Source organism: Gibbsiella greigii, from assembly GCF_039540155.1.
Classification (GTDB): Bacteria; Pseudomonadota; Gammaproteobacteria; order Enterobacterales; family Enterobacteriaceae; genus Gibbsiella; species Gibbsiella quercinecans.
The window spans coordinates 52077-77461 of record NZ_BAABEM010000047.1; the positions used below are offsets into that span (position 1 = coordinate 52077).

28 protein-coding genes and 1 riboswitch are annotated in these 25385 nt (G+C 57.8%); of the genes, 19 read left to right on the forward strand and 9 right to left on the reverse strand.

Going from position 1 to position 25385, the window contains the following annotated elements:
- Positions 1 to 106: 106 nt before the first annotated feature.
- From modA to modC, 3 genes are read left to right on the forward strand one after another with little or no spacing between them, the layout of a single operon-like run.
- Positions 107 to 877: a molybdate ABC transporter substrate-binding protein gene (gene modA / locus AC559G_RS20125; RefSeq protein ID WP_438598654.1), complete on the forward strand. Its 771-nt coding sequence runs from the start codon at positions 107 to 109 to the stop codon at positions 875 to 877.
- The gene (modB, locus tag AC559G_RS20130) at positions 877 to 1566 is read left to right on the forward strand and encodes a molybdate ABC transporter permease (protein ID WP_498914237.1); all 690 of its coding nucleotides are present in this window, start codon (positions 877 to 879) and stop codon (positions 1564 to 1566) included. The genes modA and modB overlap by 1 nt, the downstream gene beginning before the upstream one ends.
- A gap of 2 nt (positions 1567 to 1568) precedes the next feature.
- Entirely contained in the window at positions 1569 to 2684 is a 1116-nt protein-coding gene (gene modC / locus AC559G_RS20135) for a molybdenum ABC transporter ATP-binding protein (protein ID WP_498914239.1), read from the forward strand.
- A gap of 128 nt (positions 2685 to 2812) precedes the next feature.
- Here modC and AC559G_RS20140 read toward each other — a convergent pair whose 3' ends face one another.
- Together AC559G_RS20140 and AC559G_RS20145 are read right to left on the reverse strand one after the other, a co-directional pair.
- Positions 2813 to 3634 carry an HAD family hydrolase gene (locus AC559G_RS20140; RefSeq protein WP_498914241.1) on the reverse strand — a complete coding sequence of 274 codons (822 nt, stop codon included), beginning with the start codon at positions 3632 to 3634 and terminating at the stop codon, positions 2813 to 2815.
- Between the two features lie 101 nt (positions 3635 to 3735).
- Complete coding sequence (locus AC559G_RS20145; RefSeq protein WP_498914243.1) at positions 3736 to 5292, reverse strand: L-lactate permease; 1557 nt, start codon at positions 5290 to 5292, stop codon at positions 3736 to 3738.
- A 346-nt stretch (positions 5293 to 5638) separates the two neighbouring features.
- On the opposite strand from AC559G_RS20145, the gene pgl reads away from it, so the two are divergent.
- On the forward strand, positions 5639 to 6634 hold the full coding sequence (gene pgl, locus AC559G_RS20150) for a 6-phosphogluconolactonase (RefSeq protein ID WP_498914245.1): 996 nt from the start codon (positions 5639 to 5641) through the stop codon (positions 6632 to 6634).
- A gap of 42 nt (positions 6635 to 6676) precedes the next feature.
- Here the strand turns inward: pgl and AC559G_RS20155 are convergent, their stop codons facing one another.
- Positions 6677 to 7159: a kinase inhibitor gene (locus AC559G_RS20155; protein WP_095845393.1), complete on the reverse strand. Its 483-nt coding sequence runs from the start codon at positions 7157 to 7159 to the stop codon at positions 6677 to 6679.
- 32 nt (positions 7160 to 7191) lie between these two features.
- Positions 7192 to 8172 (reverse strand): CDF family Co(II)/Ni(II) efflux transporter DmeF, encoded by a 981-nt coding sequence (gene dmeF / locus AC559G_RS20160; RefSeq protein ID WP_498914247.1) that lies wholly within the window; start codon positions 8170 to 8172, stop codon positions 7192 to 7194.
- Between the two features lie 79 nt (positions 8173 to 8251).
- Here dmeF and AC559G_RS20165 point away from each other — a divergent pair, with 79 nt between their 5' ends.
- Positions 8252 to 8527, forward strand: a complete 276-nt coding sequence (locus AC559G_RS20165) for a metal/formaldehyde-sensitive transcriptional repressor (protein ID WP_095845391.1) — start codon at positions 8252 to 8254, stop codon at positions 8525 to 8527.
- Positions 8528 to 8529: 2 nt separating this feature from the next.
- The gene (locus AC559G_RS20170; protein WP_438598662.1) at positions 8530 to 8931 is read left to right on the forward strand and encodes a YkvA family protein; all 402 of its coding nucleotides are present in this window, start codon (positions 8530 to 8532) and stop codon (positions 8929 to 8931) included.
- A gap of 27 nt (positions 8932 to 8958) precedes the next feature.
- On the opposite strand, the gene bioA is transcribed toward AC559G_RS20170, so the two are convergent.
- Entirely contained in the window at positions 8959 to 10233 is a 1275-nt protein-coding gene (bioA, locus tag AC559G_RS20175; protein ID WP_438598663.1) for an adenosylmethionine--8-amino-7-oxononanoate transaminase, read from the reverse strand.
- 88 nt (positions 10234 to 10321) lie between these two features.
- On the opposite strand from bioA, the gene bioB reads away from it, so the two are divergent.
- The 4 genes from bioB to bioD are packed head-to-tail and all read left to right on the forward strand — an operon-like array spanning position 10322 to position 13934.
- A complete protein-coding gene (gene bioB, locus AC559G_RS20180; RefSeq protein WP_438598664.1) occupies positions 10322 to 11359 on the forward strand; it encodes a biotin synthase BioB in 1038 nt (345 codons plus the stop codon).
- Positions 11359 to 12510, forward strand: coding sequence for an 8-amino-7-oxononanoate synthase (gene bioF / locus AC559G_RS20185; protein ID WP_498914249.1), 1152 nt, complete (start codon positions 11359 to 11361; stop codon positions 12508 to 12510). The genes bioB and bioF overlap by 1 nt, the downstream gene beginning before the upstream one ends.
- Positions 12494 to 13261, forward strand: coding sequence for a malonyl-ACP O-methyltransferase BioC (gene bioC / locus AC559G_RS20190; RefSeq protein ID WP_498914251.1), 768 nt, complete (start codon positions 12494 to 12496; stop codon positions 13259 to 13261). The genes bioF and bioC overlap by 17 nt, the downstream gene beginning before the upstream one ends.
- Positions 13254 to 13934: an ATP-dependent dethiobiotin synthetase BioD gene (gene bioD / locus AC559G_RS20195; protein WP_498914253.1), complete on the forward strand. Its 681-nt coding sequence runs from the start codon at positions 13254 to 13256 to the stop codon at positions 13932 to 13934. Before bioC ends, bioD begins: the two co-directional genes overlap by 8 nt.
- Before the next feature lie 42 nt (positions 13935 to 13976).
- Here the strand turns inward: bioD and AC559G_RS20200 are convergent, their stop codons facing one another.
- Positions 13977 to 14687, reverse strand: a complete 711-nt coding sequence (locus tag AC559G_RS20200) for an ABC transporter ATP-binding protein (RefSeq protein WP_438598668.1) — start codon at positions 14685 to 14687, stop codon at positions 13977 to 13979.
- Positions 14688 to 15926: 1239 nt separating this feature from the next.
- On the opposite strand from AC559G_RS20200, the gene uvrB reads away from it, so the two are divergent.
- Together uvrB and AC559G_RS20210 are read left to right on the forward strand one after the other, a co-directional pair.
- Positions 15927 to 17939, forward strand: a complete 2013-nt coding sequence (uvrB, locus tag AC559G_RS20205) for an excinuclease ABC subunit UvrB (RefSeq protein ID WP_498914255.1) — start codon at positions 15927 to 15929, stop codon at positions 17937 to 17939.
- A 124-nt stretch (positions 17940 to 18063) separates the two neighbouring features.
- Positions 18064 to 18309: a VF530 family protein gene (locus AC559G_RS20210; RefSeq protein ID WP_498914257.1), complete on the forward strand. Its 246-nt coding sequence runs from the start codon at positions 18064 to 18066 to the stop codon at positions 18307 to 18309.
- A gap of 18 nt (positions 18310 to 18327) precedes the next feature.
- Here AC559G_RS20210 and yvcK read toward each other — a convergent pair whose 3' ends face one another.
- Positions 18328 to 19245 carry a CofD/YvcK family protein gene (gene yvcK, locus AC559G_RS20215; protein ID WP_498914259.1) on the reverse strand — a complete coding sequence of 306 codons (918 nt, stop codon included), beginning with the start codon at positions 19243 to 19245 and terminating at the stop codon, positions 18328 to 18330.
- Between the two features lie 259 nt (positions 19246 to 19504).
- Positions 19505 to 19648, forward strand: a riboswitch (molybdenum cofactor riboswitch).
- Here yvcK and moaA point away from each other — a divergent pair.
- The 7 genes from moaA (at position 19635) to AC559G_RS20250 (ending at position 23851) form a co-directional block, all read left to right on the forward strand.
- On the forward strand, positions 19635 to 20621 hold the full coding sequence (gene moaA, locus AC559G_RS20220) for a GTP 3',8-cyclase MoaA (RefSeq protein WP_498914260.1): 987 nt from the start codon (positions 19635 to 19637) through the stop codon (positions 20619 to 20621). Its footprint overlaps the riboswitch before it by 14 nt.
- Positions 20622 to 20674: 53 nt before the next feature.
- Positions 20675 to 21187, forward strand: a complete 513-nt coding sequence (gene moaB, locus AC559G_RS20225) for a molybdenum cofactor biosynthesis protein B (RefSeq protein ID WP_498914261.1) — start codon at positions 20675 to 20677, stop codon at positions 21185 to 21187.
- A 4-nt stretch (positions 21188 to 21191) separates the two neighbouring features.
- Positions 21192 to 21668 (forward strand): cyclic pyranopterin monophosphate synthase MoaC, encoded by a 477-nt coding sequence (gene moaC / locus AC559G_RS20230; protein ID WP_498914263.1) that lies wholly within the window; start codon positions 21192 to 21194, stop codon positions 21666 to 21668.
- Positions 21669 to 21671: 3 nt separating this feature from the next.
- A complete protein-coding gene (gene moaD, locus AC559G_RS20235) occupies positions 21672 to 21917 on the forward strand; it encodes a molybdopterin synthase sulfur carrier subunit (protein WP_498914264.1) in 246 nt (81 codons plus the stop codon).
- A gap of 2 nt (positions 21918 to 21919) precedes the next feature.
- The gene (gene moaE / locus AC559G_RS20240) at positions 21920 to 22372 is read left to right on the forward strand and encodes a molybdopterin synthase catalytic subunit MoaE (protein ID WP_095845375.1); all 453 of its coding nucleotides are present in this window, start codon (positions 21920 to 21922) and stop codon (positions 22370 to 22372) included.
- Positions 22373 to 22512: 140 nt separating this feature from the next.
- Positions 22513 to 23223 carry a Bax inhibitor-1/YccA family protein gene (locus tag AC559G_RS20245; RefSeq protein ID WP_095845374.1) on the forward strand — a complete coding sequence of 237 codons (711 nt, stop codon included), beginning with the start codon at positions 22513 to 22515 and terminating at the stop codon, positions 23221 to 23223.
- 199 nt (positions 23224 to 23422) lie between these two features.
- Positions 23423 to 23851, forward strand: a complete 429-nt coding sequence (locus AC559G_RS20250; protein ID WP_498914266.1) for a DUF2628 domain-containing protein — start codon at positions 23423 to 23425, stop codon at positions 23849 to 23851.
- Between the two features lie 50 nt (positions 23852 to 23901).
- Here the strand turns inward: AC559G_RS20250 and AC559G_RS20255 are convergent, their stop codons facing one another.
- Together AC559G_RS20255 and AC559G_RS20260 are read right to left on the reverse strand one after the other, a co-directional pair.
- Positions 23902 to 24216, reverse strand: coding sequence for a hypothetical protein (locus AC559G_RS20255; protein ID WP_462615477.1), 315 nt, complete (start codon positions 24214 to 24216; stop codon positions 23902 to 23904).
- Positions 24217 to 24271: 55 nt separating this feature from the next.
- Positions 24272 to 25378, reverse strand: coding sequence for an ABC transporter permease (locus tag AC559G_RS20260; protein ID WP_498914268.1), 1107 nt, complete (start codon positions 25376 to 25378; stop codon positions 24272 to 24274).
- Between the last annotated feature and the right edge of the window lie 7 nt (positions 25379 to 25385).

Below are 25385 nucleotides of genomic sequence, written 5' to 3' on the forward strand. Positions count from 1 at the left end.
TTCTTTGCGGCATCTCGCAAAAGCCAATCACTCTCTTTACAGCCAACGTTATAGTCTTCATTATACAGCGGAGAATGTATTCGTTTGTTAATTGGCGGAGAAAACAATGAAAAAGCAATGGACCAAATGGATCGGCGGTATGGTGTTGGCTTCCGGCATGGTGATGCAGGCGTCGGCGGCGGATAAAATCACGGTATTTGCAGCGGCTTCGCTGACCAATGCGCTGCAGGATATTGCGACACAATATCAGCATGGCAAGGATGTGCAGGTTGTTTCTTCTTTCGCTTCTTCTTCCACGCTGGCGCGCCAGATTGAACAAGGTGCGCCGGCCGATATGTTTATTTCTGCCGATCAGCAGTGGATGGATTACGCCATCGATAAACAACAAATGGTGAAAGACACCCGTTACACCCTGTTGGGCAATGAGCTGGTGCTGATCGCCGCACAAGACAGCAAACAGGACAAACTGACCATTTCCAAACAGACGGACTGGGCCAAGCTGCTCAACGGTAGCCGCCTGGCGGTGGGCGATCCGGATCACGTGCCGGCGGGCATCTATGCCAAAGAAGCGTTAGGTAATCTCGGTGCCTGGGCGGCGCTGGAGCCTAAACTGGCGCGCGCCAATAACGTGCGCAGCGCGATGGCGCTGGTGGAGCGCGGTGAAGCCCCGTTGGGCATCGTCTACGGTTCCGATGCCGTTGCCAGCAACAAGGTGAAAGTCGTCGGCGTCTTCCCGGAAGACAGCCACAAGCCAGTTGAATACCCAATGGCGATTGTTAAGGATCGCCAGACCCCTGCCGTTACCGCATTTTATGACTACCTGAAGGGCCCGGAAGCGGCCGCCGTGTTTAAAAAATATGGCTTTAGCCCGCGCTAATGATGCTGAGCGAGTATGAGTGGCAGGCGGTTGAACTGAGCCTCAAAGTCTCGGTGGTGGCGGTGATCGGCAGTTTGCCGCTGGGCATATTGATGGCCTGGATCTTGGTGCGCTGCCGGTTCCCCGGTAAATCGCTGCTGGACAGCGTGATTCACCTGCCGTTGGTGCTGCCGCCGGTGGTGATCGGCTATTTACTGCTGGTCGCCATGGGGCGGCGCGGCGTGATCGGTGAATGGCTGTATGACTGGTTCGGTTTTAGCTTCAGCTTTAGCTGGCGCGGTGCTGCACTGGCTTCCGCGGTGGTGGCGTTTCCGCTGATGGTGCGCGCCATTCGGCTGGCGTTGGAGGCGATCGATACCCGTTTGGAGCAGGCGGCACGCACGCTGGGCGCCAACCCATGGCGGGTGTTTTTCACTATTACGCTGCCGCTCTCCCTGCCGGGTATTATCGTCGGCGTGGTGCTGGCCTTTGCCCGTTCGCTGGGCGAGTTCGGCGCCACCATTACCTTCGTTTCCAACATTCCGGGGGAAACCCGCACTATTCCGCTGGCGATGTATACCCTGATTGAAACGCCGGGGGCGGAAGCGGCGGCGGCGCGCCTGTGCGTGATAGCTATCGTGCTTTCCCTGGCTTCTTTGTTGATATCCGAGTGGCTGTCCCGCTGGGGCCGTAAGCGGTTAAGGGTGTAGTCATGCTGGAACTGGATTTTTCGCAACGGCTCGGCGATCTTGATCTACAGGTGAAGGCTAATCTGCCGGCGCACGGGATCACGGCCATTTTTGGGTTGTCCGGCGCCGGCAAGACCTCGCTGATTAACGCCGTCGGCGGCCTGACGCGGCCGCAACGCGGGCGCATTGTGCTCAACGGCCGGGTGTTATTGGATACCGCCGCTGGGCTGTGTCTGCCGCCGGAAAAGCGCCGTATCGGCTATGTTTTTCAGGATGCCCGTCTGTTCCCGCACTACCGGGTGCGCGGCAATCTGCAATATGGCATGGCTGCGGCTATGCGCAGCCAGTTTGATGCCATTGTCGAGCTGTTGGGGATTGCACCGCTGTTGAACCGCCTGCCGATGACGTTGTCCGGCGGTGAAAAACAGCGCGTGGCGATTGGCCGGGCGTTGCTGACCGCGCCTGAGGTGCTGTTGATGGACGAGCCGTTGGCATCGCTTGATCAGCCGCGTAAACGTGAGCTGTTGCCCTATCTGGAACGGCTAGCGCAGGATGTGAAGATCCCGATTCTCTACGTCAGCCACAGCATGGAAGAAATTCTGCGCCTTGCCGAACAGGTGATGGTGCTGGATCAGGGGAAAGTGCGTGCGTTTGGCGCACTGGATGAGGTCTGGGCCAGCAGCGTACTGCGGCCGTGGCTGCAACAGGCGGATCAAAGCAGCGTGCTTAATGTGCTCGTTATGGAGCACCATTCCCACTATGCGATGACGGCGCTCGGGGTCGGGGATTATCCCTTATGGGTGGGGCGCATTCAGGCGCCGGTTGGCACGGCGTTGCGCATCCGTGTTAATTCTGCCGATGTTTCTTTGGTGCTGCAGCCCCCGGTGAACAGCAGTATTCGCAACGTGTTGCCGGCGCAGGTGCTTGAATGCCTGGATGTGGACGAGCAGGTGGAGGTGAAGCTGGCCGTGGGGAATAACGTACTCTGGGCGCGGATCACACCATGGGCGCGCGATGAACTGGCGATCCAGCCGGGGATGAAGCTGTATGCACAGGTGAAAAGCGTGGCGATTAGTCGCGAACGCCCTCACGCTCACCCTCACCCCAACCCTCTCCCGCCGGGAGAGGGCGCAGCCTGAGCTGGGGTTAGGTTCCGGGGCTAAATCTCGCTTGTTGTGAGTCTGGCGAAGGTGTTTCACTCCTTGCTTATCGTCGGTGCCGATACTCCCTCTCCCTATGGGAGAGGGCTGGGGTGAGGGGATTATCGTTATGCCAGAACCCGGGTGCGGATCACTTCGGCGATGCCTGGCTGCAGATGATCGGCGATCACCAAATCGGCGCGTTCCTTGATTGCATCATCGGCGTTGCCCATTGCGACGCCAAGCCCGGCCGTTTCCAGCATGCTCAGATCGTTATAGTTATCGCCAAACGCCACAACCTGATCCATGCTCAAACCCTGGGATTCCACCCACTGGCGCAGGCGCTTGCCTTTGCTGTTGCCGCTTTTGGCGACGTCCACCTGATCGTGCCATGACCATTCGCAGGCCAGCCCCAGCTCTTTCTCAACCGTTTCGGCAAAGGTGCGCAAGGCCGGGATATCATTATGCGAGGTAGCGAACTTCCAGATCGCCTGTGCGTCGTCGGTTGCCTGCATCAGGCTATCAACCTGCAGCAACGTTGGGCGATGCGCTGCTGGCAAGGTTTCGGCCCAGGCCAGCGAACGGGTGACGTGGCCGGTTTCTTCCTGATACAGCATGGCATCGTCCACATACATCAGCCCGTGGATGCGGCTCTGTTTAAGCAACTGCAACACCTGCTGCGCCTGCGCTTTTGGCAGCGGATCGGCATCCAACACCTTTTGCTGATGAATGTCGTAGAGGTAGGTGCCGTTGCAGCAAATAGCCGGGGTATCAAGCTGTAACGCATGGTAGAACGGATAGATCGCCACGTGATGGCGGCCGGTTACCACCACCACTTTAATTCCGGCAGCCTGTGCCGCCGCCAGCGCTTCAAGCGACTGTGGCAAGATCCGTTTTTGTTTGTCCAACAGGGTGCCGTCCAAATCGAGGGCAATAACGCGATAGCTCATAGCGTGTCTCATTAATTGTCAGCGAAATAATCAACTGATGGTACACCGTCTCACCCCCGGATAAAACCGTAATACCCGTCTACAGATAGGCGCGTTTTCGGTTATGCCATAAACAGGTAATACACCAGGCCCACCTTCAGGCCGAGAATAATGATATAGGCCGCGCAGTACTTCAGGGTGCCGGCCATGATGGCGCTGCCCTGGCCTTCCATACGCGTGGCGGAAACGGCAATGGCGATACTCTGTGGGGAGATCATTTTGCCGCCGGTTGCGCCAGAGGTGTTGGCCGCCGCCAGCCACAGCGGATCGACATGCAGTTTTTCCGCCGCCGCGGTTTGCAGTTTACCGAACAGCACGTTGGAGTTGGTGTCGCTGCCGGTGACAAAGGTGCCCAGCGCGCCGATGACCGGTGCGATAAACAGATAAGCGCCGCCGGTGGTGTTGACCATGGTTTGCGCCAGCGTAGCGATAACCCCACTGACGTCCATCACGGTAGCCATCGCCACGATCGCGGTAATGGCGATGATGGAGTTCTTCAACTGTTTTACGGTGCCCCAAAAGGTCTTGAGCATATCAGGCACAGACGCGCCCTGGATAAAACCGCCCAACAGCGTCGCGATGATAATCAGTACCCCAGGTGTGGCGATCCAGTCGATTTTGAGCTTGAGCGCACCGCCGTTGGCCAACGGTAACGCCAGGCTGGTGGCTACCTGCGCCACGGCGTTTTTGATACCGGGGAACAACGGTGAGCACAGCAGGATAAAGACGAAAATCAGTAGGTAAATGGCGCAGGCCTGCAGCAGTTGGCGCAGGGTGTAGCGGGGGCGGGCAGATAACGCCGTGCTGGCGATGCGGTAGGCGTCGTCAACCGGCGCGCCTTTGCGCCTTTTGGCCAACAGCGCGACGGCCAGCAAGCTCACCAGGCTGCCGGCGAACGCCGGCAGTTCGGCCCCCAGGTGAACCGCGACGAAATATTGCGGGATCAGGGTGGTGATACCGCACAGCAAGGTGATGCCAAATACGCCGCGGATAGCTTTGATCCCGCCGCCGATGATCGCGACGATCACAAAAGGCAGCAAAATATTAAATAACGCCAGTTGGGCGATAATCGTCCCGCCCAGCGCGGTGACCGGTAGATTAACCTGCTCGGCCAGAATAGAAACCGGGATACCCACGGCGCCGAACGCGGTCGGCACCGTGTTGGCCACCAGCGAAGCGATAGCAGCCTTAAGCGGGTTGAACCCGAGCGCGATCAAAATCCCGATAGGGATCGCCACCGCTGTGCCGTAACCGGCAGCGGCCTCCAGAAACCCGCCGAAGCACCAGGAAATCAGCAGCACCTGAATACGCTTATCATCACTGATGCTGGCCAGTACATCCCGCAGTACGTCCATGCTGCGTGTTTTCAGCATCAGGTTGTAGCTGTAAATCGCCCCGAGGATCACGATGATAATCGGCCACAGCCCTTTGATGAAACCGTAGATAACCGCCGATGTCAGGGTTTGCAGCGGGGTGTGCCAGAAAAAGGCGGCCACGCCTAAAGAAAGCAGGAGGGTAACAATAACGGCGTAGTGGATAGGTGTCTTGACCTTAAGAATTAAAAATATCATGACCAAAAGCGGGGAGACCCCCAGCAGAAACTGCAGATATTCTTGCATAAAACTCCCTAACTGCGCAGGCGAAAAATTATTAGTATGATGATTTAACCGGCTGTTTTTGTAGCGTAAAAAGAGGTTCAAATCAGGGGGCTGGATCGCTTCAGGGGAAAAAATGCAAAAAAACGGTGCATTTTTTAAAAAATATTTACCAAGAATATTATTTATCTTTTATTAATAACTTTGATGAATTTGCGGGTTATTTAGCCGATAGCAACCGGGTAAAAAATTGGCTATAAACGCCGCAATGCGCACGCACACCGATAGCCGACGGCCGGCGCCTGAGGTAAGCTAAGGAAAACCGCAAAAATGAAACCGGTTTCTCTTTTACCCTGTTCAAGGAGCCCAAATGAAGCAAATCGTTTATGTCGCCAGCCCGGAAAGCCAGCAGATTCACGTATGGCAATTGGATGATGCCGGTGCGTTGGCACTGCTGCAGACCGTTGACGTACCCGGGCAGGTGCAGCCGATCGCCATTCATCCGGACAAACGCTATCTGTACGTTGGCGTCCGCCCCGCCTTTGGCGTGGTGAGCTACCGTATCGAAGAGGACGGCAGGCTGCAGGAGGCCGGGATGGCGCCGTTGCCGGGTGGGCCGACGCATATTTCCACCGATTTGCAGGGGCGTTATTTGTTCTCGGTTTCATACAGCGGCAACTGCGCCAGCGTCAGCCCGATCTGCGAAGATGGCGTTGTGGCCGCGCCGCTGCAGGAGATCAACGGTTTGACGGCGCCGCACTCGGCGAATATCGATCCGACCAACCAACTGGTGCTGATCCCGTGTCTGAAGGAAGACCGCATTCGCCTGTTCGATCTAAGCCCGCAGGGGCAACTGGCGCCCCATAGCCAGCCGGAGGTCAAGGCTGCCAGCGGCGCCGGCCCACGCCACATGGCTTTCCATCCCAATCAACGTTATGCATATTGCGTTAATGAACTGGACAGCACGGTGGATGTGCTGGCGATCGGCGAAGGCGGCAAAAAATACACCACGGTGCAGACGCTCGACGTTATGCCCGCGGATTTCAACGGTACCCGTTGGGCGGCGGATATCCACATCACGCCGGATGGCCGCTTCCTGTATACCAGCGATCGCACCGCCAGCATTCTGACGATTTTCCGCGTGGCGCAAGACGGCAGCGCCTTGAGCGTCGTTGGGCACCACCCTACGGAACAGCAGCCGCGTGGCTTTAATATCGATCACAGCGGGCGCTTTGTGATTTCCGCCGGGCAGAAGTCCGATCATATTGCGGTCTATGCGATTAATAGCGCGGATGGCACCTTGAAAACGCTGGCGCGTTACCCGGTGGGTAAAGGCCCGATGTGGGTAAGCATACTGGCGCAGTAAGATTAAGGGCGCAACGCTGTTGCGCCCTGATGATTCGCGTGGTTAGCTGTAGATTACCGTCAGTGCCGCACTGCCCAGCGTATGGAAGTGCACGTTAAAGCCCACCAGAGCGCCGCTTGAACCTTCATCGACGTCGATGTGATCGACATCCAGCGCGTATACCGTGAACTGGTAGCGGTGGCTTTCGCCCTGTGGCGGCGCCGCGCCGCCATAGCCGGCTTTGCCGAAGTCGGTGCGGCCCTGCACTGCACCCGCTGGCAGCCCCGGTTTGCCCGAGCCGGCCCCTTGCGGCAGCTCGCGCACGTCGGCCGGGATATTGGCGACGGTCCAGTGCCACCAGCCGGAGCCGGTCGGCGCATCGGGATCGTAAGCGGTGATCACAAAACTTTTAGTGCCTTCCGGCGCCCCATCCCAGGCCAGGTGCGGCGAAAGGTTCTCGCCCTGATAGCCCATGCCATTGAACACCTGCTTTTCAGGCATTTTGGCGCCGTCTTGCAGATCATTACTGTACAAACGAAAAGCCATGATGACTCCTGGTTGTCGAGAAAAGCGAACCCTTAAACTAGATCGTTTTGCCTGAACAATACAACCGTTGGCGTTGGGTGGTTGATTTCCACCGTGATATGCACCAACGCGTTGTGCGTGCGCAGCAATTGGCGCACGCGTTCGGGAGTGAGCGTAGCATCTGGGCTGCTTAGCGCCAATATGCAGTGATATTTCCCTTTGCCGATGCGGCCCAGGTGCAGATCGGTCAGGGTTAATCTAAAGCCGGAGTGGGCCAGCACATCTTTGATCTCCTCAACCAGCGGGTTATCCATTTCGGCATCCAGCAGAATTTTTCCCGTTTCACGCAGCAGACTATAGGCCCAAGCGGCAACCAGCCCGGCACCGACGATTCCGATCAGCGGATCAAGCCAGGCGGCGCCCCAAAGCAGGCCACCCACCAGCGCCAGAATGGCCAGCACCGAGGTGGCGGCATCGGCCAGCACGTGCACATAGGCCGAACGCAGGTTGAGATCTTCGCCGTGGCCGTGATGATGCCCATGCCCATGCCCATGCCCATGCCCATGCCCGTGATCCGGCGTCGCGCGCAACAGCCAGGCGCAAACCAGGTTAACCGCCAGCCCGGCAACGCCAATGGCGATGGCTTCACTGTAGTGGATCGGCGTTGGCGCGAAGAGGCGTTCGACGGACTGGAACAGCATCAGCACGGCAACCACTACCAGCAGAACCGCGCTGGTATAGCCTGCCAGCACTTCGATTTTCCAGGTACCAAGGCTGAAGCGGCGATTATTCGCCAACCTGCGGGCGGCAGCATAGGCCAGCACGGAAAGCCCCATTGCCAGCGCGTGCGAACTCATGTGCCAACCGTCCGCCAGTAGCGCCATTGAGTTGAACAACCAACCGCAGACGATCTCGATGACCATCATCGCAGCGGTGAGGATGGCCGCCCAACGGGTGCGCTTTTCTGCCAATGGATTCCCATCGTCAAAAATGTGATTATGTTGTGGCCGGACGGTTAATGTGGATGAAGGCATGATGACAAGTCCCTACGTCATGGGTGAATGATAAATTATACTATACCCCAGTATAGTAGTTAACAAACGGAAATCGTTTATGAGCCATACGATCAAAGATCAAAAAAAGCTATTGGCGCGAGTGCGTCGCATCAAAGGGCAGGCCGATGCGCTGGAGCGCGCGTTGGAGAGCGGGAGTGAATGCTCAGAGATCCTGCAACAAATTGCGGCGGTACGCGGCGCGGTCAATGGCCTGATGGCTCAGGTATTGGAAGGGCACGTGCGCAATCATCTGGCGGCGGAAGACGCAACACCCCAGCAGCGCGAGCAAGATGTTGAACAACTGATGTCCGTTTTACGCACATATATGAAATAACCATGATCTCTTTTAAAAAACGCTCGCCTTGGTTCGGCTGGCTGCGCCGCTGGGCCAACGGCATCAAACGCGACATTTATGCATTGTGGTTAGCCGCGCGCGATCGGCGCACGCCCTGGTATGCCAAACTTATCGCTTTGCTGGTGGCGGGCTATGCCGTATCGCCTATCGATCTGATCCCGGATTTTATCCCAGTATTCGGCTATCTGGATGACGTGATCCTGGTGCCGCTCGGCATCATGCTGGCGGTGCGCCTTATTCCAAAACCATTGATGCAGGAGTTTCGCGCCAGGGCACAAAAGCGCATAGATAACCCGACCGGCCGCCTGGCGATGGTGGTGATCATTGCGCTGTGGATCCTGTGCCTGGTTTGGCTGGCCCGTTACTTGAACCAGCATTGGTAGCGCCAGGCCCCGGGCGGGGCCTGGGCGTCAGCGCACGGCTTCGGCAATCGCGGCCGTGAGCCGGCTGAGCTGTTCGGGCTGAATAATATAGGGCGGCATCAGGTAGATGAGCTTGCCGAACGGCCTGATCCACACGCCGCGCGCAACAAAGCCTTGCTGCAACTGCGCCACATCCACCGCGTCATGCATCTCAACCACGCCGATGGCGCCCAGTACGCGCACGTCGGCGACTTTCGGCATGTGCGCCAGCGGCAACAGTTGCTGTTTTAGCTGCGTTTCGATCGCTGCAACCTGCTGCTGCCAACGGTTCTCCGCCAGCAAGTCCAGGCTGGCGCAAGCCACCGCGCATGCCAGCGGGTTGCCCATGAAGGTCGGCCCGTGCATAAAACAGCCCGCCGCGCCGTTGCTGATGGTTTCCGCCACCTGTCGGCTGGTCAGGGTGGCGGACAACGTCATGTAGCCGCCGGTCAGCGCTTTGCCCAGGCACAGAATATCCGGCACCACCGCGGCGTGTTCACAGGCGAACAGCTTGCCGGTGCGGCCAAAGCCGGTGGCGATTTCATCGGCAATCAACAGTACCTGATGGCGATCGCACAGCTCACGCACGCGTTGTAAATAGGTGGGGTGATAGATGCGCATGCCGCCGGCGCCTTGCACCACCGGCTCCAGAATCACCGCGGCAATTTCGCCGGCATGCTGTTCCAGCAGTTGTTTGAATGGGGTGATGTCTTGTTCATCCCAAACGCCGCCGAACCGGCTCTGTGGGGCACGCGCAAACAAGTGCGGCGCCAGATAGCCCTGATACAGGCTATGCATGGAGTTATCCGGATCGCACACCGACATGGCGCCCAGCGTGTCGCCATGGTAGCCATGGCGCAGCGTCAGGAAGCGCTGCCGGCGTTCGCCTTTCGCCTGCCAATACTGCAAGGCCATTTTCATCGCCACTTCTACCGCCACCGAGCCGGAATCCGCCAGGAATACGCATTCCAGCCGCTCGGGCGTCATCGCCACCAATTTTTGGCACAACGCAATCGCGCTTGGATGGGTAATGCCGCCAAACATCACGTGCGCCATTTTTTCCAATTGCCGGCTGGCGGCCTGGTTCAGGATCGGGTGGTTATAGCCGTGGATCGCCGCCCACCAGGATGACATGCCGTCCACCAGGCGCCGCCCGTCGGCCAGCTGCAGCTCTACGCCGCTGGCGGCTTCCACCGGGTAGCAAGGTAATGGATGGCTCATTGAGGTGTAGGGGTGCCAGATGTGGCGCCGATCAAATTCGAGCGCCGAAGGGGATAGCGACATACTTGTAAACCAATTTGATTACCGAATGGTTGACAGTATATCCACAATATTTAAACTGACGAGACTTTTTTATTTTGGAGACGCCATAATGGCTGACCGCATTCACTGGACCGTAGGGCGTGCCCAAGCCCTGTTTGAAAAACCTTTGCTTGAGCTGTTGTTTGAAGCGCAAACCGTGCACCGCCAGCACTTCGACCCACGCCAAGTGCAGGTGAGCACGCTGTTGTCGATCAAAACCGGCGCCTGCCCGGAAGACTGCAAATATTGCCCGCAAAGCTCGCGTTACAAGACCGGGCTGGAAGCCGAGCGCCTGATGCAGGTGGAACAGGTGCTGGTTTCGGCGCGCAAGGCCAAGGCCGCCGGGTCCACCCGTTTTTGCATGGGCGCCGCCTGGAAAAACCCGCACGAGCGCGATATGCCCTACCTGCAGCAAATGGTGCAGGGCGTGAAGGCCATGGGGCTGGAAACCTGCATGACGCTGGGCACCCTGAATAACGATCAGGCGGAGCGGCTGGCGGAAGCCGGGCTGGATTATTACAACCACAACCTGGACACTTCGCCGGAATTTTACGGCAACATCATCACCACCCGCAGCTATCAGGAGCGCTTGGATACGCTGGAAAAAGTGCGTGAAGCCGGTATCAAAGTCTGCTCCGGCGGCATTGTCGGGCTGGGCGAGACGGTGCGCGATCGCGCCGGCCTGCTGGTGCAGTTGGCCAATCTGCCCAAGCCACCGGAAAGCGTGCCGATCAACATGCTGGTGAAGGTCAAGGGCACGCCACTGGCGGATAACGAAGACGTTGATCCGTTTGATTTTATCCGCACTATCGCGGTTGCGCGCATTATGATGCCGTCTTCCTACGTGCGGCTGTCCGCCGGGCGTGAACAGATGAATGAACAGACCCAGGCCATGTGCTTTATGGCCGGCGCCAACTCCATCTTCTATGGTTGCAAGCTGCTGACCACGCCAAACCCCGAAGAAGACAAAGACCTGCAACTGTTCCGCAAGCTGGGGCTGAACCCGCAGCAAACCGAAACCGAACATGGCGATAATCAACAGCAGCAGGTGCTGGCGCGGCAGTTGCTGAATGCCGACACGGCTGAATATTACAACGCGGCGCCATAATGGACTGGCAGCAGCGTATTGCCCAGGGGCTGGAAGCGCGGCGGCAAGCCGCCGCCTATCGCAGCCGGCAGGTTAACCAGGGAGGGAATGGCCGCCTGATTCAGCTTAACGGCGAACATTACCTCAATTTCTCCGGTAATGATTACCTTGGTCTGAGCCAGGATGAGGCGGTTATCGCCGCGTGGCAGCAGGGGGCACGGCGGTATGGCGTAGGCAGCGGCGGCTCCGGCCACGTGACCGGCTATAGCGAAGCCCATTACGCGCTGGAACAACAGCTCGCCGCATGGCTTGGCTATCCGCGTGCGCTGTTGTTTATCTCCGGCTATGCAGCTAATCAGGCGTTGCTGGCGGCGTTGATGCAGGCGGACGATCGCATTTTGGCGGATAAGCTGAGCCATGCCTCGTTACTGGAAGCGGCCGCTCACTCACCCGCGCAACTGCGGCGTTTTCACCACAACCAGCCCGCGTCGCTGGCGGCGCTGCTGGATAAACCCTGCGGCGGCCAGACGCTGGCGGTGACTGAAGGGGTCTTCAGCATGGACGGCGACAGCGCGCCGCTGGCTGAATTGCACCGTTTAACCCGGCGGGCGGGTGCCTGGCTGATGGTTGACGACGCGCACGGCATCGGCGTGTGCGGCGAGCAGGGCCGGGGCAGTTGCTGGCAGCAGGGGGTGCGGCCGGAAGTGTTGGTGGCGACCTTCGGCAAAGCGTTCGGCGTCAGCGGCGCTGCCGTGCTGTGCGACGAACCGTTGGCCGAGTACCTGCTGCAGTTTGCCCGCCATCTGATTTACAGCACCGCGATGCCGCCGGCACAGGCTTGCGCTTTGCAGGCGGCGCTGCAGCGTATCCAGCAGGGCGATGCGTTGCGTGCGCGCCTTCAGGCGCATATCCAGCGCTTTCGCACCGGCGTGGCGGGCATGCCGCTCACGCTCACCGATTCACAAACCGCCATCCAGCCGCTGCTGGTGGGGGATAATCAGCGGGCGCTCGATCTGGCCCAGCGCTTGCGGGCGCAAGGCCTATGGGTGAGCGCCATCCGCCCGCCAACGGTACCGCCGGGCGGTGCGCGGCTGCGCATCACCCTGACGGCGGCACACCAGCCACAGGATATCGATCGCCTGCTGGAGGTGCTGCATGCCGTCAGCGTTTGACGCCGTCAATAAACAGGCGGTCGCTTCGGCCTTCAGCCGCGCCGCCGGCAGCTACGATACCGCAGCCGTCCTGCAGCGCAGCGTTGGTGAACGCTTACTGGGGATGGGGGCGGCGCACGCCGGCCGCCACGTATTGGATGCCGGTTGCGGCACCGGCTATTTCAGCCGCCGCTGGCGCGAACAGGGGAAACGGGTCACCGCGCTCGATCTGGCTCCCGGCATGCTGGCTTACGCCCATCAACAACAGGCGGCCGACGATTACCTGCTGGGGGATATCGAACACATCCCGTTGCCGGACGCCGTGGTGGATATCTGCTTCAGCAGTCTGGTGATGCAATGGTGCGCCAGCTTGCCGCAAGCGCTGGCGGAGCTGTATCGGGTCACTCGCCCGGGCGGGGTGATCCTGTTTTCCACCCTGGCGCAAGGTTCTCTGTATGAGCTGGGGGATGCCTGGCAGCAGGTTGACGGCGAGCGCCACGTGAATGATTTTCTGCCGCTGGCGCAGATAGGCGCCGCAAGCGGCGCCTATCGCCATCAGTTGCAGGCCGCCTGGCAAACCCTGGCCTACCCGGATGTCATGGCGCTGATGCGCTCATTGAAAGGCATCGGCGCGACGCACCTGCACGGCGGGCGCGGGGCCGGGCTGCTTTCCCGCCGGCGGCTGGCGGCATTGCAGGCCGCTTACCCTCGCCAGCACGGGCAGTTTCCGCTCAGTTATCATTTAGCCTATGGAGTCATTTATCGTGATTAAGCGTTGGTTTATCACCGGGACGGATACCGAAGTGGGAAAAACCGTGGCCAGCAGTGCGCTGCTGCAGGCGGCGAACCAGCAAGGGTACCGCAGCGCAGGCTATAAACCGGTGGCTTCCGGCAGCGTGATGACGGCGCAGGGGCTGCGCAACGATGACGCGCTGGTGCTGCAGGCCAACAGCGGCGTCACGCTGGAATATGGTGAAGTGAACCCTTACACCTTCGCCGAGCCGACGTCGCCGCACATCGTCAGCGCCGCTGAAGCGCGGCCAATCGATCCGGCACATTTATCCGCCGGGTTGCGTCATCTGGAGCAGCGCGCAGACTGGCTGCTGGTTGAAGGAGCTGGCGGTTGGTTCACCCCGCTGTCGGAAAGCTATACCTTTGCTGATTGGGTAAAGGCGGAACGGCTGCCGGTGATTTTGGTGGTGGGCATCAAGCTGGGCTGCATCAACCATGCGGTGTTGACCGCACAGGCAATTGCGCAGGCGGGGTTAACATTGGCCGGTTGGATCGCGAATGATGTGGTGGCGCCAGGGGTTCGTCATCAGGAGTATCTGGCAACCCTGCGCCGCATGCTGGCTGCGCCGCTGTTGGGGGAAATCCCGCATTTGCCACAGGTTGAGCGGCAGCCGCTTGGCCAGTATCTTGATTTAGGGGCGTTGCCGGCCTGAACCTAATAGCAGGGCGCAGCGTACACGTTGCGCCCTGTTTGTTTACACTGCCAGATAGGCATTAATCAATTCCTCATCCAACTGTTCCAGCGTGCCATTAGCCACGTTACGGCCTTTATCCATCAGGCAGAAACGATCCGCCACGCGGCGTACGAACGGCAATGAATGTTCCACCAGCAGGATGGTCATCCCCAGATCGCGGTTGATTTTACGGATCACATTGGTGATATCCGCCGCGATAGACGGCTGAATGCCGGCCGTGGGTTCATCCAGAATCAGCAATTCCGGCTCCAGTACCAGCGCCCGGCCAATCGCCAACTGCTGCTGTTCGCCGTCGCACAGATCGCCGGCGCGGCGGGAGCGCATATCGTACAGATTGGGGAACAGATCATAGACCAACGGCGGGATACGATGCGGTTTATCACGCCCCGCCATCAACGCCACCTGCAGGTTTTCTTCCACACTAAACTGGGAAAAGATTTGCCGCCCTTGCGGCACATAGCTGATACCCAGCGCCGCACGGGTTTCCACCGGCTGTTGCAGCAGGTTTTGCGGCGGCGCATCCATAGGCTGCCAGGTCATACTGCCGCTGACCACCGGCAAGTGGCCCATAATGCAGTTGACCAGCGTGGTTTTACCCACGCCGTTACGGCCAAGCAGGGTGGTACATTGGCCGCGCGGCAACTCCAGGTTGATATCCCACAGCGTATGATTTTGTCCGTAATACTGGTTTAACGACCTTAAACTTAACATCGGCATTCTCCTCAAAGGCCTGGCACTTGTGGATGTGCGCCTCAATGGCACTGGCGTAACGCCCGGCATGGCACTCAAACGTCAACGTCCTGTGTGTATCCACACTCCTTAACTGTACTCGCCGCGTTAGCGGTTTCTTTCCCAAGTGTATTAACGGCCAGAATAAAATGCCGTTCCGGCAACCATAGGGGGTTAGCGCAGAAAGGCCGCTAAAATTTAATATTCAGGAAAAAATGGCCATGAAAAGCCGAATTCCCGTTATGTTTCGCTTTTATGACTGCGTTAGCGGTGATTTGTTTTACCGGTAACGGGCCGATTCAAGCAGAGGATTCTATCGCACAGGCGGGATTCGCTCTCTATCCACGCTGTCTATCCTTAACGGGGTTTTGCAATTAGCAGGCCAACTTTATCGCGGCGATAAAAAAGCGTCTTGTTAGCGCGGTGTTAACCGGGCGGCAGGGGCGGGGCGGGCTGGCGGAAAGGCGGCGCAGCCAAAGTTTGGGCGGTAAGCGCCGAGTGTGCACTTTTGCGGTGCTGCCGGGATTGGTTATGGTGCACAGGATTTCACCCATCGGGCAGGCAACAACCCCATGCGGCGGTTGAAAGTGGAAAATGAATTTCGGCCGGGCCGGTTTATTAGCATTAATCGGCATAAACACAGCGATTTTTTTATGAAAAAAATCACTAAAAAGACCCTTTAAACCGTTTTGGTAACCGAAAGGGGGTCTTTCTGGAGCTCCCGTGGTTGGCGGGGTGGTAAGAGTTATCCACTATTCCTGTGGATAACCTTGTGCATTAGATTTAGAAAAGCGGCCTAAAGCGAGAGCCGGCGCGGGTTGTGTTCGCGTTGCCCGTATTCTCATCTTTTTATTAAACTATATATTTATCAAATAATTAATTAAAATCAAGCGATGCCTGAAGGATCGGATGCGTTTGCCTGGATTTTTACCGTTGTGTTACTGATAAGTTAATATAGGGCGGGTTTTGGGGATAAATCTGTGATTGACAATAAAAATGTCACCGTATTGTCATCGCCGGTGTGCGCGTAAAGCCGGGCCACGGTGCATGGCTGGCCGATCTTGGGGCAACCGCGCCGGCTAAATCTGCTTGAAGCTGGTTTTATATCCAGTATCATAAAGGCACTGGCGCAATTCGCCGGCGTTTTCCATACTTAAGGGCTGCTCAGTGAAGCGATTCACGAGCCGCCTGCGCGCATTTCTCACGGGGTTGCCTAGTCTGATGAGTAAACTGTTCAAACTGCATTCTGAGTTCAAACCGGCCGGCGATCAGCCGGAGGCCATCCGCAAACTGGAAGAAGGGCTGGAAGACGGCCTGGCGCATCAGACGTTGCTGGGGGTAACCGGCTCGGGCAAAACCTTCACGATCGCCAATGTGATTGCCGATCTCAATCGGCCAACCATGGTGCTGGCGCCGAATAAAACGCTGGCGGCGCAGCTGTATGGCGAGATGAAAGAGTTCTTCCCGGAGAACGCGGTGGAATATTTTGTCTCTTATTACGATTACTACCAGCCGGAAGCCTATGTGCCGAGCTCCGATACCTTTATCGAAAAAGACGCCTCGGTGAACGAGCACATTGAGCAGATGCGTTTGTCGGCCACCAAGGCATTGCTGGAGCGCCGCGATGTGGTGGTGGTGGCGTCGGTGTCCGCTATCTACGGTTTGGGCGATCCGGATCTGTACCTGAAGATGATGCTGCACCTGACCAACGGGATGATTATCGATCAACGTTCGATCCTGCGCCGGCTGGCGGAGCTGCAGTATACCCGCAACGATCAGGCCTTTCAGCGTGCTACCTTCCGCGTGCGCGGCGAAGTGATCGATATCTTTCCGGCGGAATCCGACGAGCTGGCGCTGCGCGTGGAGTTGTTCGACGAGGAAGTCGAGCGGCTGTCGCTGTTTGATCCTCTCACTGGTCAGGTTCAGCAGGTGGTGCCGCGGTTCACCATTTACCCCAAGACGCACTACGTCACGCCGCGCGAACGTATTTTGCAGGCGATGGAAGAGATCAAACTGGAGCTGGCCGATCGGCGCAAAGTGCTGTTGGCCAATAACAAGCTGCTGGAAGAACAGCGCCTGACGCAGCGCACCCAGTTTGATTTGGAGATGATGAACGAACTGGGCTATTGCTCCGGCATTGAAAACTACTCGCGTTACCTTTCCGGGCGCGGGCCGGGCGAGCCGCCGCCCACGCTGTTCGATTACCTGCCGGCGGATGGCCTGCTGGTGGTGGATGAATCCCACGTGACGATCCCGCAGATCGGCGGTATGTACAAGGGTGACCGTTCACGCAAGGAAACGCTGGTGGAGTATGGCTTCCGCCTGCCTTCCGCATTGGATAACCGCCCGATGCGTTTTGAAGAGTTTGAAGCGCTGGCGCCGCAGACGATCTATGTTTCCGCCACGCCGGGCAAATATGAGCTGGAGAAATCCGGCGGTGAAATTATCGATCAGGTGGTCAGGCCGACCGGGCTGCTGGATCCGGAAATCGAAGTGCGGCCGGTCGCCACGCAGGTGGACGATCTGCTGTCTGAAATCCGCAAGCGGGCGGCGATCAACGAACGTGTGTTGGTGACCACGCTGACCAAACGGATGGCGGAAGATCTGACGGAATATCTGGAAGAGCACGGTGAGCGCGTGCGTTACCTGCACTCGGATATCGATACCGTGGAGCGCGTTGAGATCATCCGTGATTTGCGCCTGGGGGAATTCGATGTGTTGGTGGGCATCAACCTGCTGCGTGAGGGGCTGGATATGCCGGAGGTTTCGCTGGTGGCGATTCTGGACGCCGATAAAGAAGGCTTTCTGCGTTCAGAACGCTCACTGATCCAGACCATCGGCCGTGCGGCGCGTAACCTGAACGGCAAGGCGATCCTTTACGGCGACAAAATTACCGATTCCATGGCAAAGGCGATTGGTGAAACCGAGCGCCGCCGTGCCAAACAGCAGGCTTACAACGCCGAGAGAGGCATCACGCCGAAAGGCCTGAATAAAAAGATCGGCGATATTCTGCAAATCGGCCAGCCGGTCAACGGTAAAAATCTGGCGAAGGGCAAAGGCAAAACGGCAAGCCAGCTGCAGAATCAGCTGCTGTCGCCAAAAGCGCTCGAGAAGAAAATCCGCGAGCTGGAAGCGCAAATGTATACCCATGCACAGAACCTGGAGTTTGAGCAGGCGGCGGCACTGCGCGATGAGATCCAGCAGCTGCGCGAACAGTTTATCGCCATTTCCTGATGTATAACGCCGCGGGGCCGTATTTGGCCCCGCTAACCCCGCCAACGCTGGGGAAACAAAAGTCCTTGCCGCACCGGCCAAAGCTGATTATGGTGTGCGGCCAATAAAAAAACGAGCTGCCGATATGACCATCTTCCCCTCAAAAGATCCGCTGCATGGCATCACGCTGGAGCAGTTGCTGAACGCACTGGTGGCCGAGTATGGTTGGCCGGGGCTGGCGGAGCGTATTCGCATCAACTGTTTTCGCAGCGATCCGAGCATTAAATCCAGTTTGAAGTTCTTGCGCCGCACGCCGTGGGCGCGCAAGCAGGTCGAAGAGTTGTATATTCGCACCGTCAGCGATAACCCGTGGCGGCGCGGCCGCGATTAAACGGCGTTTCTTGCACGATCAACGGCGGGCGGCCAGCGCGGAGAGGGCGCGATCCAACGCCTGGCGCAGCAGTTGGCGATCGTGGCGGTAAGGGATATCGCTGGCTTCCAGCGCTTGCTGGATCACAACGCGATCCTGCACCTGACGGGTATCGGCCGCGGGGCAGGCGATCACCGCATCGATCATCCTGCGGCCGATATGTTCTTCCATCATATTCAGCTTGTCTTTCAATGACAGCGACGCCGCAGCGACGCTAAGCTCACGCCCCAGGTTATTGATATAAATCACATTGGCGCTGCTGCGCCGCAACGCCTGAGCCAGATCCGCCAGCAACAGCGGCGGCATCAGGCTGGTGAGGAAGCTGCCTGGGCCAATCAGGATCACATCGGCCTGCGCTATGGCGTCCAGCGCTTCGCGCGTGGCGTGCACCGGGGCGGAAAGCAGCAGCGCTTGCGGCATGTGGGTTAGCCGATCGATATTGACCTCGCCGTAAACCTGGTTGCCTTCACGATCGTAGGCCACCAGATCCACCGGCTGCTCAGACATCGGGATCAGCAGCGCGTCCACTTTCAGCAGGCTGCGGATCAGGTTGATGGCTTCCAGCGGGCGCACGCTGAGATTCTCCAGCGCTTTAAGCATCAAATTGCCCAGGTTATGCCCGGCCAGTTCACCACTACCACTAAAACGGTATTCGAACATGGCCGATGCTACGCTAGGATCGGTAATCAGCTGGTTGAGGCAATTGCGCAAATCCCCCCAGGCGATCCCGCCCTCTGAACGGCGAATACGGCCGGTGGAGCCGCCGTTGTCGGTGGTGGTGACGATACCGGTCAGGCGGGAGCCGAGCGATGAGAGCGAAGACATCACGCGGCCAAGGCCATGGCCACCGCCCAGAGCTACCACCCGATCCAGATCGGCCAGGGTTCGATTACGCATAAATTTCCTTAAAGAGGGGCTGACTGCCTGCTTAAATTAACCGATCCGATGAAAAAACGCGAAACCGCGTGCCGTATGCGTGACTTTAGCCGATCCCTCTGCGAAACGGGCATTTTTCGTGATTAATGTGTTAGCTGTGCGGGCGAAAACGCTATCTACATTATTATATAACGAAATTGCCCGTTGGCTATCGCCGGGAATTGGCGCTAGAATTCTGCCGAAAACCGCGGTTTTATCCCGGCAGCGGCTGTTTGCCGGGCTGAAATCAAAACTCCTAGCCCTTGGGCCTGTGTTGTTCCCATCGAACAATATGGCGTTTGGGCCGTGGCGAAGCCTGCCACCAGGGTGCCAGTGGAAACGCCGGCATCTCCCGTATTTGGAAAGGTGTTATGGTGCCGCAACTCACTGATGCTTTTGCGCGCAAGTTTTACTATTTGCGCCTGTCGATCACCGATGTGTGCAATTTTCGTTGCACCTACTGTTTACCGGGCGGCTATCAGCCGAACGGCAGTCCGAAAACCTTTCTTTCACTGGATGAGATCCGGCGGGTGAGCCGCGCGTTTGCCGAACTGGGGACGGAGAAAGTGCGCCTGACCGGTGGCGAGCCGTCGCTGCGGCGCGACTTTACTGAGATTATTGCCGCCGTGCGCGAAAACCCGATGGTTCGCCAGCTTGCCGTGACCACCAACGGTTACCGTTTGGCGCGCGACGTAGAACGCTGGCGTGACGCCGGGTTAACGGCGATTAACGTCAGCGTTGATAGCCTGGATGCCCGCCAGTTTCACGCCATTACCGGCCAGGATCGTTTTCAGCAGGTGATGGCCGGCATTGATGCCGCCTTTGCCGCCGGTTACCGCAAGGTGAAAGTCAACGCGGTGCTGATGCGCGACGTGAACCACCATCAGCTCGGCGCTTTTCTGCGCTGGATTAAGGATCGCCCGATTCAACTGCGCTTTATTGAACTGATGGAAACCGGCGAAGGCGGGCAGCTGTTTCGCAAACACCATGTCTCCGGCGATGTGATCCGCCGGCAGTTGGAACGTGAAGGGTGGTGCCGTTTGCCGCGCGGGCGCAGCGATGGCCCGGCGCTGGTGTTCAGCCACCCGGATTACCAAGGCGAGGTGGGGTTAATCATGCCCTATGCGAAGGATTTCTGCGCCAGCTGCAACCGCCTGCGGGTATCCGCCATTGGCAACCTGCATCTGTGCCTGTTTGGCGAGCAGGGGATCCCGCTGCGCGATCTGCTGGCGGCGGATAACCAACTGGAACAGCTGAAGCTGCGCATTCAGGGCGGGCTGCTGAACAAAAAGCAGACCCACTTCCTGCACCAGGGCAACAGCGGCATAACGCAGAATTTGTCGTTTATCGGCGGTTAATGCCGGCGCGAATGGTAACGCGCGGCACCACATCAGCAGGAGCGAGACACATTATGAGCCATACCAGCAGTGAATTTATTCCGTTGCGCATCGCTGTGATGACGGTGTCCGATCGCCGCAGCGAAGCGGAGGATACCTCCGGCGACTACTTGCAGCAGGCAGCGCAGGAAGCCGGCCACACGGTGGTGGCCCGTGCGTTGGTCAAAGACAATGTTTACCAGATCCGCGCGCAGATCTCGCTTTGGATCGCCAGCGATGACGTGCAGGCGGTATTGGTTAACGGCGGCACGGGGTTTACCGAACGGGATAATACCCCGCAGGCGCTGTTGCCGTTGTTCGATCGGGAAATCGAAGGTTTCGGCGAGCTGTTTCGCATGGTTTCTTATGAAGAGATCGGCACGGCGACTATTCAGTCGCGCGCGCTGGCCGGCATCGCCAACCGTACCGTGATTTTTGCCGTGCCGGGCTCCACCCGCGCCTGCCGCACCGCGTGGGAGCGGGTTATCGAAGAACAACTGGACGCGCGGCATCGCCCGTGTAATTTTCAGCCGCATGTGAAAAAGTAGCCTTATGAGCCAATTAACCCATATTAACGCCGCCGGCGAAGCCCATATGGTGGATGTCTCCGCCAAGGCGGATACCGTGCGGGAAGCCCGCGCCGAGGCGTTTGTCGCCATGCATGCCGAGACGTTGGCGATGATCGTCGAAGGCCGCCATCACAAGGGCGATGTGTTCGCTACCGCGCGCATCGCCGGCATCCAGGCGGCGAAGCGCACCTGGGAGTTGATCCCATTGTGCCACCCGCTGATGCTGAGCAAGGTCGAGGTGCATTTGGAAGCGCAACCGGCGCATAGCCGCGTGCGCATCGAAACCTGCTGCCGCCTTAGCGGCAAAACCGGCGTGGAAATGGAAGCGCTCACCGCTGCTTCGGTGGCGGCGTTGACCATTTACGACATGTGTAAGGCGGTGCAAAAGGACATGGTGATCGGCCCCGTACGCCTGCTGGCGAAAAGCGGCGGCAAATCCGGCGACTTCAAGGTGGAATAGTGCATGATTGATATTCTGTTTTTTGCCCAGGTGCGTGAATTGGTCGGCGTGTCCAGCCTGCGCCTGGCGGCAGACTTCCCGACCGTGGATGCGTTGCGCCAGGCGCTGTGCGCGCGTGGCGATCGCTGGGCGCTGGCGCTGGAAAACGGCAAGCTGTTGGCGGCGGTCAATCAGGCGTTGGTTCCGCTGGACCACCCGCTGTGCGCCGGCGACGAGGTGGCGTTCTTTCCACCGGTAACCGGGGGCTAACCATGAGCAATACCCGTATTCGCGTTGGCCATGCGCCGTTTAACGTCGGTGATGAATATGCCTGGCTGGCGCAGTGCGCCGACGATGGCGCGGTAGTGACCTTCACCGGCAAGGTACGCAACCATAACCTGGGTGACGATGTCAGCGCGCTGACGCTGGAACACTACCCGGGCATGACGGAAAAAACGCTGGCCGAGATTGTTGAACAGGCCCGCCAACGCTGGCCGTTGCAGCGGGTCGCGGTGATTCACCGGATCGGCGAGCTGTTTCCCGGCGATGAAATTGTGTTCGTCGGCGTGACCGGCGCGCACCGCAGCCAGGCCTTTGAAGCCGCCGAATTTATTATGGATTACCTGAAGACGCGCGCGCCGTTCTGGAAGCGTGAAGCCACCGGGCAGGGGGAGCGCTGGGTGGAGGCGCGTGCCGCGGATACGCTGGCGGCGAAGCGCTGGTGAGCAGGTAAATCATTGTTCAACGGCGCGTAATTAATAGCGCTGCGCGCTCCCGGCAGTGCGTTATTGTGGTACTCTTAATAACGGCAGGGCTATGGCATATGCTATCCCGAATCTTGTTCAACATGCAAAAGGTAACCGTCATGGACCGATATCCACGTTCTAATGGTTCAATTGTCGAACGTGCTGGCAGCGGCATTCAGGCCTATATGGCGCAGGTGTATGGCTGGATGACCTGCGGCCTGTTGCTGACGGCGTTTGTCTCTTGGTATGCGGCCAACACGCCTGCAATCCTCAACTTTATTTTTTCCAGCCAGATCACCTTCTTCGGGCTGATTATTGTGCAATTGGCGCTGGTGTTCGTTATTTCCGGCATGGTTAACCGCCTGAGCGGGGCGATGGCCACTTCGCTGTTTATGCTGTATTCGGCGTTGACCGGGCTGACGCTTTCCAGCATTTTCATTGCCTACACTTATTCTTCCATCGCCAGCACCTTCGTGGTCACCGCCGGGATGTTCGGCGCCATGAGCCTGTATGGCTACACCACCAAGCGCGATCTGAGCGGCTTCGGCAGCCTGTTGTTTATGGCGTTGATCGGTATTGTGTTGGCGTCGCTGGTCAATATCTGGCTGAAAAGCAGCGCATTGATGTGGGCGATCACTTACATCGGCGTGGTGGTATTTGTTGGCCTGACGGCCTACGACACCCAGAAACTGAAAGCGATGGGCGAACAGCTCAACGCGGATGATAAAGACCATTTCCGCAAATATGCGATTGTCGGCGCGCTGACGCTGTATCTCGACTTTATCAACCTGTTCCTGATGCTGCTGCGGATTTTCGGCAACCGCCGTTAATCGCTAATCCTTCGCTGCTACCCGCACCGTTGTTTCTCAAAGGGCCCTGTTTTGCAGGGCCTTTTGTTATCTGTTTACTTAAGCGACAGTCATGCTTTTTCACGCCGTTTTATTGACACTGCGCCAGGCATTGCGTTGAATAAACAGGTTATATGGGATGGCAGTAGTAAAACACAATGATAATGGTAACGAGGGATTTATGAGTAAAGAGCTAAGCCCAAAGTGGCAAGCGCGTTTTGCCTTATATGATAGCGTCGGTGGGAATGTCACTTCCCCTGAATACCAGCGGAAGCTAAAGGAGATGAAGTTCTTCGCGCGGATTAAATACGTCATGAACTTTTACGCCTTTTTCTTCGGCATTATTTATTTTTGTCTTTTGGGCTTGTGGAAGAAAGGCCTGGTGCTGTTTGTGGTGATATGTGCCATCAACTTAATCCTGGGGATGATTGAATACAGCAATGGCGTGAACCTTGATGCCTGGGCGCGCGGCGTGAACGTTGCCTATGCGTGTGCGTGCGGCAGCCTCGCCAACTACAGCTATTACCTGAAAGAAGTGAAGGGCATTCAGAGCTGGAACCCATTGGAAGGCTTAACCAAAGCGTCGGCGGCAAGAATCGCCCAGCGCTAATGGGCAGAAAAGGGCAAACGGATTGCCCTCTTTGGCTATCACGGCTGTCCTTATGAGGATGCGAAGGCGATAGCGATGAGATAGAGTGCAAAAATCGCCAGTGCGATCAGTAAAGAAAATAGCGCCCGCCATTTCAATGACGATTTGAATAGCCCGATGATGGCGAAATAGAACACCACGAAGTTCGCAATCACATTCACGCCGGCCATGGCTAGCACCACCAGATCAAGCCACTCTCCGCTGTCTTCCGGCAGAAAAAAACCGGCCGCAAAAATCAGCATGACCAACAGCAGGCTAATGCCGGCAAGCCGGAAGCCAAAACGGGTCATTTTATTGAATTCATTGTCTTTAACTGCTTCTGTCAAAACGCCTCCATGAATAATCGATGACAAGACAAACACCGTTATCGCAGCCCCGCTCTCAGGCGATTTTACGCCGGAACATGGCATAAGCCACGCTGCCGGTGGTGACGGTGATCACCAGTAACGGCCACAGGCTGTGCCAAATAATGCCGAAGCTGGCGTCTTTCAAATAAATCTGCTTGGTGATGTCGGTAAAGTGACGGATTGGGTTAATCCAGGTCAGGTTCTGCAGCCACACCGGCATATTTTCCACCGGCGAAACATAGCCTGAAAGCAGGATCGCCGGCATCATAAACACGAATACGCCGATAAACGCCTGCTGCTGGGTTGCGCACAGCGCCGAGATCAACAAGCCGAAGCCCACCAGGGACAGCCCGTAGGCCAGCATGGTGCCATAAAACAGTAGCAGGGAGCCAGCGAACGGGATCTGGAACAGGAAAATACCGATCAACAGCACGATGGATGCCTGGAACGAAGCGACAATCAGCGCCGGCACGGCCTTGCCGATAAAGATTTGCCAGGTGGTGAGCGGGGAGACCAGCAGCTGTTCCAGCGTGCCCTGTTCACGCTCGCGCGCCACAGAAAGCGAAGTGACAATCAGCACGCCGATGGTGGTAATCATGGCGATCAGGGACGGAACCACAAACCATTTGTAATCCAGGTTGGGGTTATACCAGTTGCGCACCACCAGCTCGCTGTTATTGGGTTTTTGCCGGCCGCCGATCAACGCTTCCTGATAATCCTGCACGATGTGCTGGACATAATTGGCGGCAATCTGCGCACTGTTCGAGTTGCGGCCATCCAGAATCAATTGCAGCGGCGCGGTGTTGCCGGTGGCAATATCACGTGAAAACTGCGCCGGAAAGCGGATCAGCAACAGTGCTTTCCGGTTGTCGAGTGTGGACTGAATTTCCTGCGGGTTGCGCAGCAGCAAAACCTGCGAGAAGGCTTTGGCTTTGGCAAAGCGCTGGGTCAGCTCGATCGAAGCCTGGCCGTTGTCTTCGCTGTAAATGGCGATCGTGGCATTGGTGACTTCAAGCGTGGCGGCGAACGGGAACAACAACACCTGCACCAGCACCGGCATGATCAGAATGATGCGGGTTTGCGGATCGCGCAGCAGCGTTTGCAGTTCCTTGATAATAAGCGTTAATAAGCGGTGCAACATGCTCCCC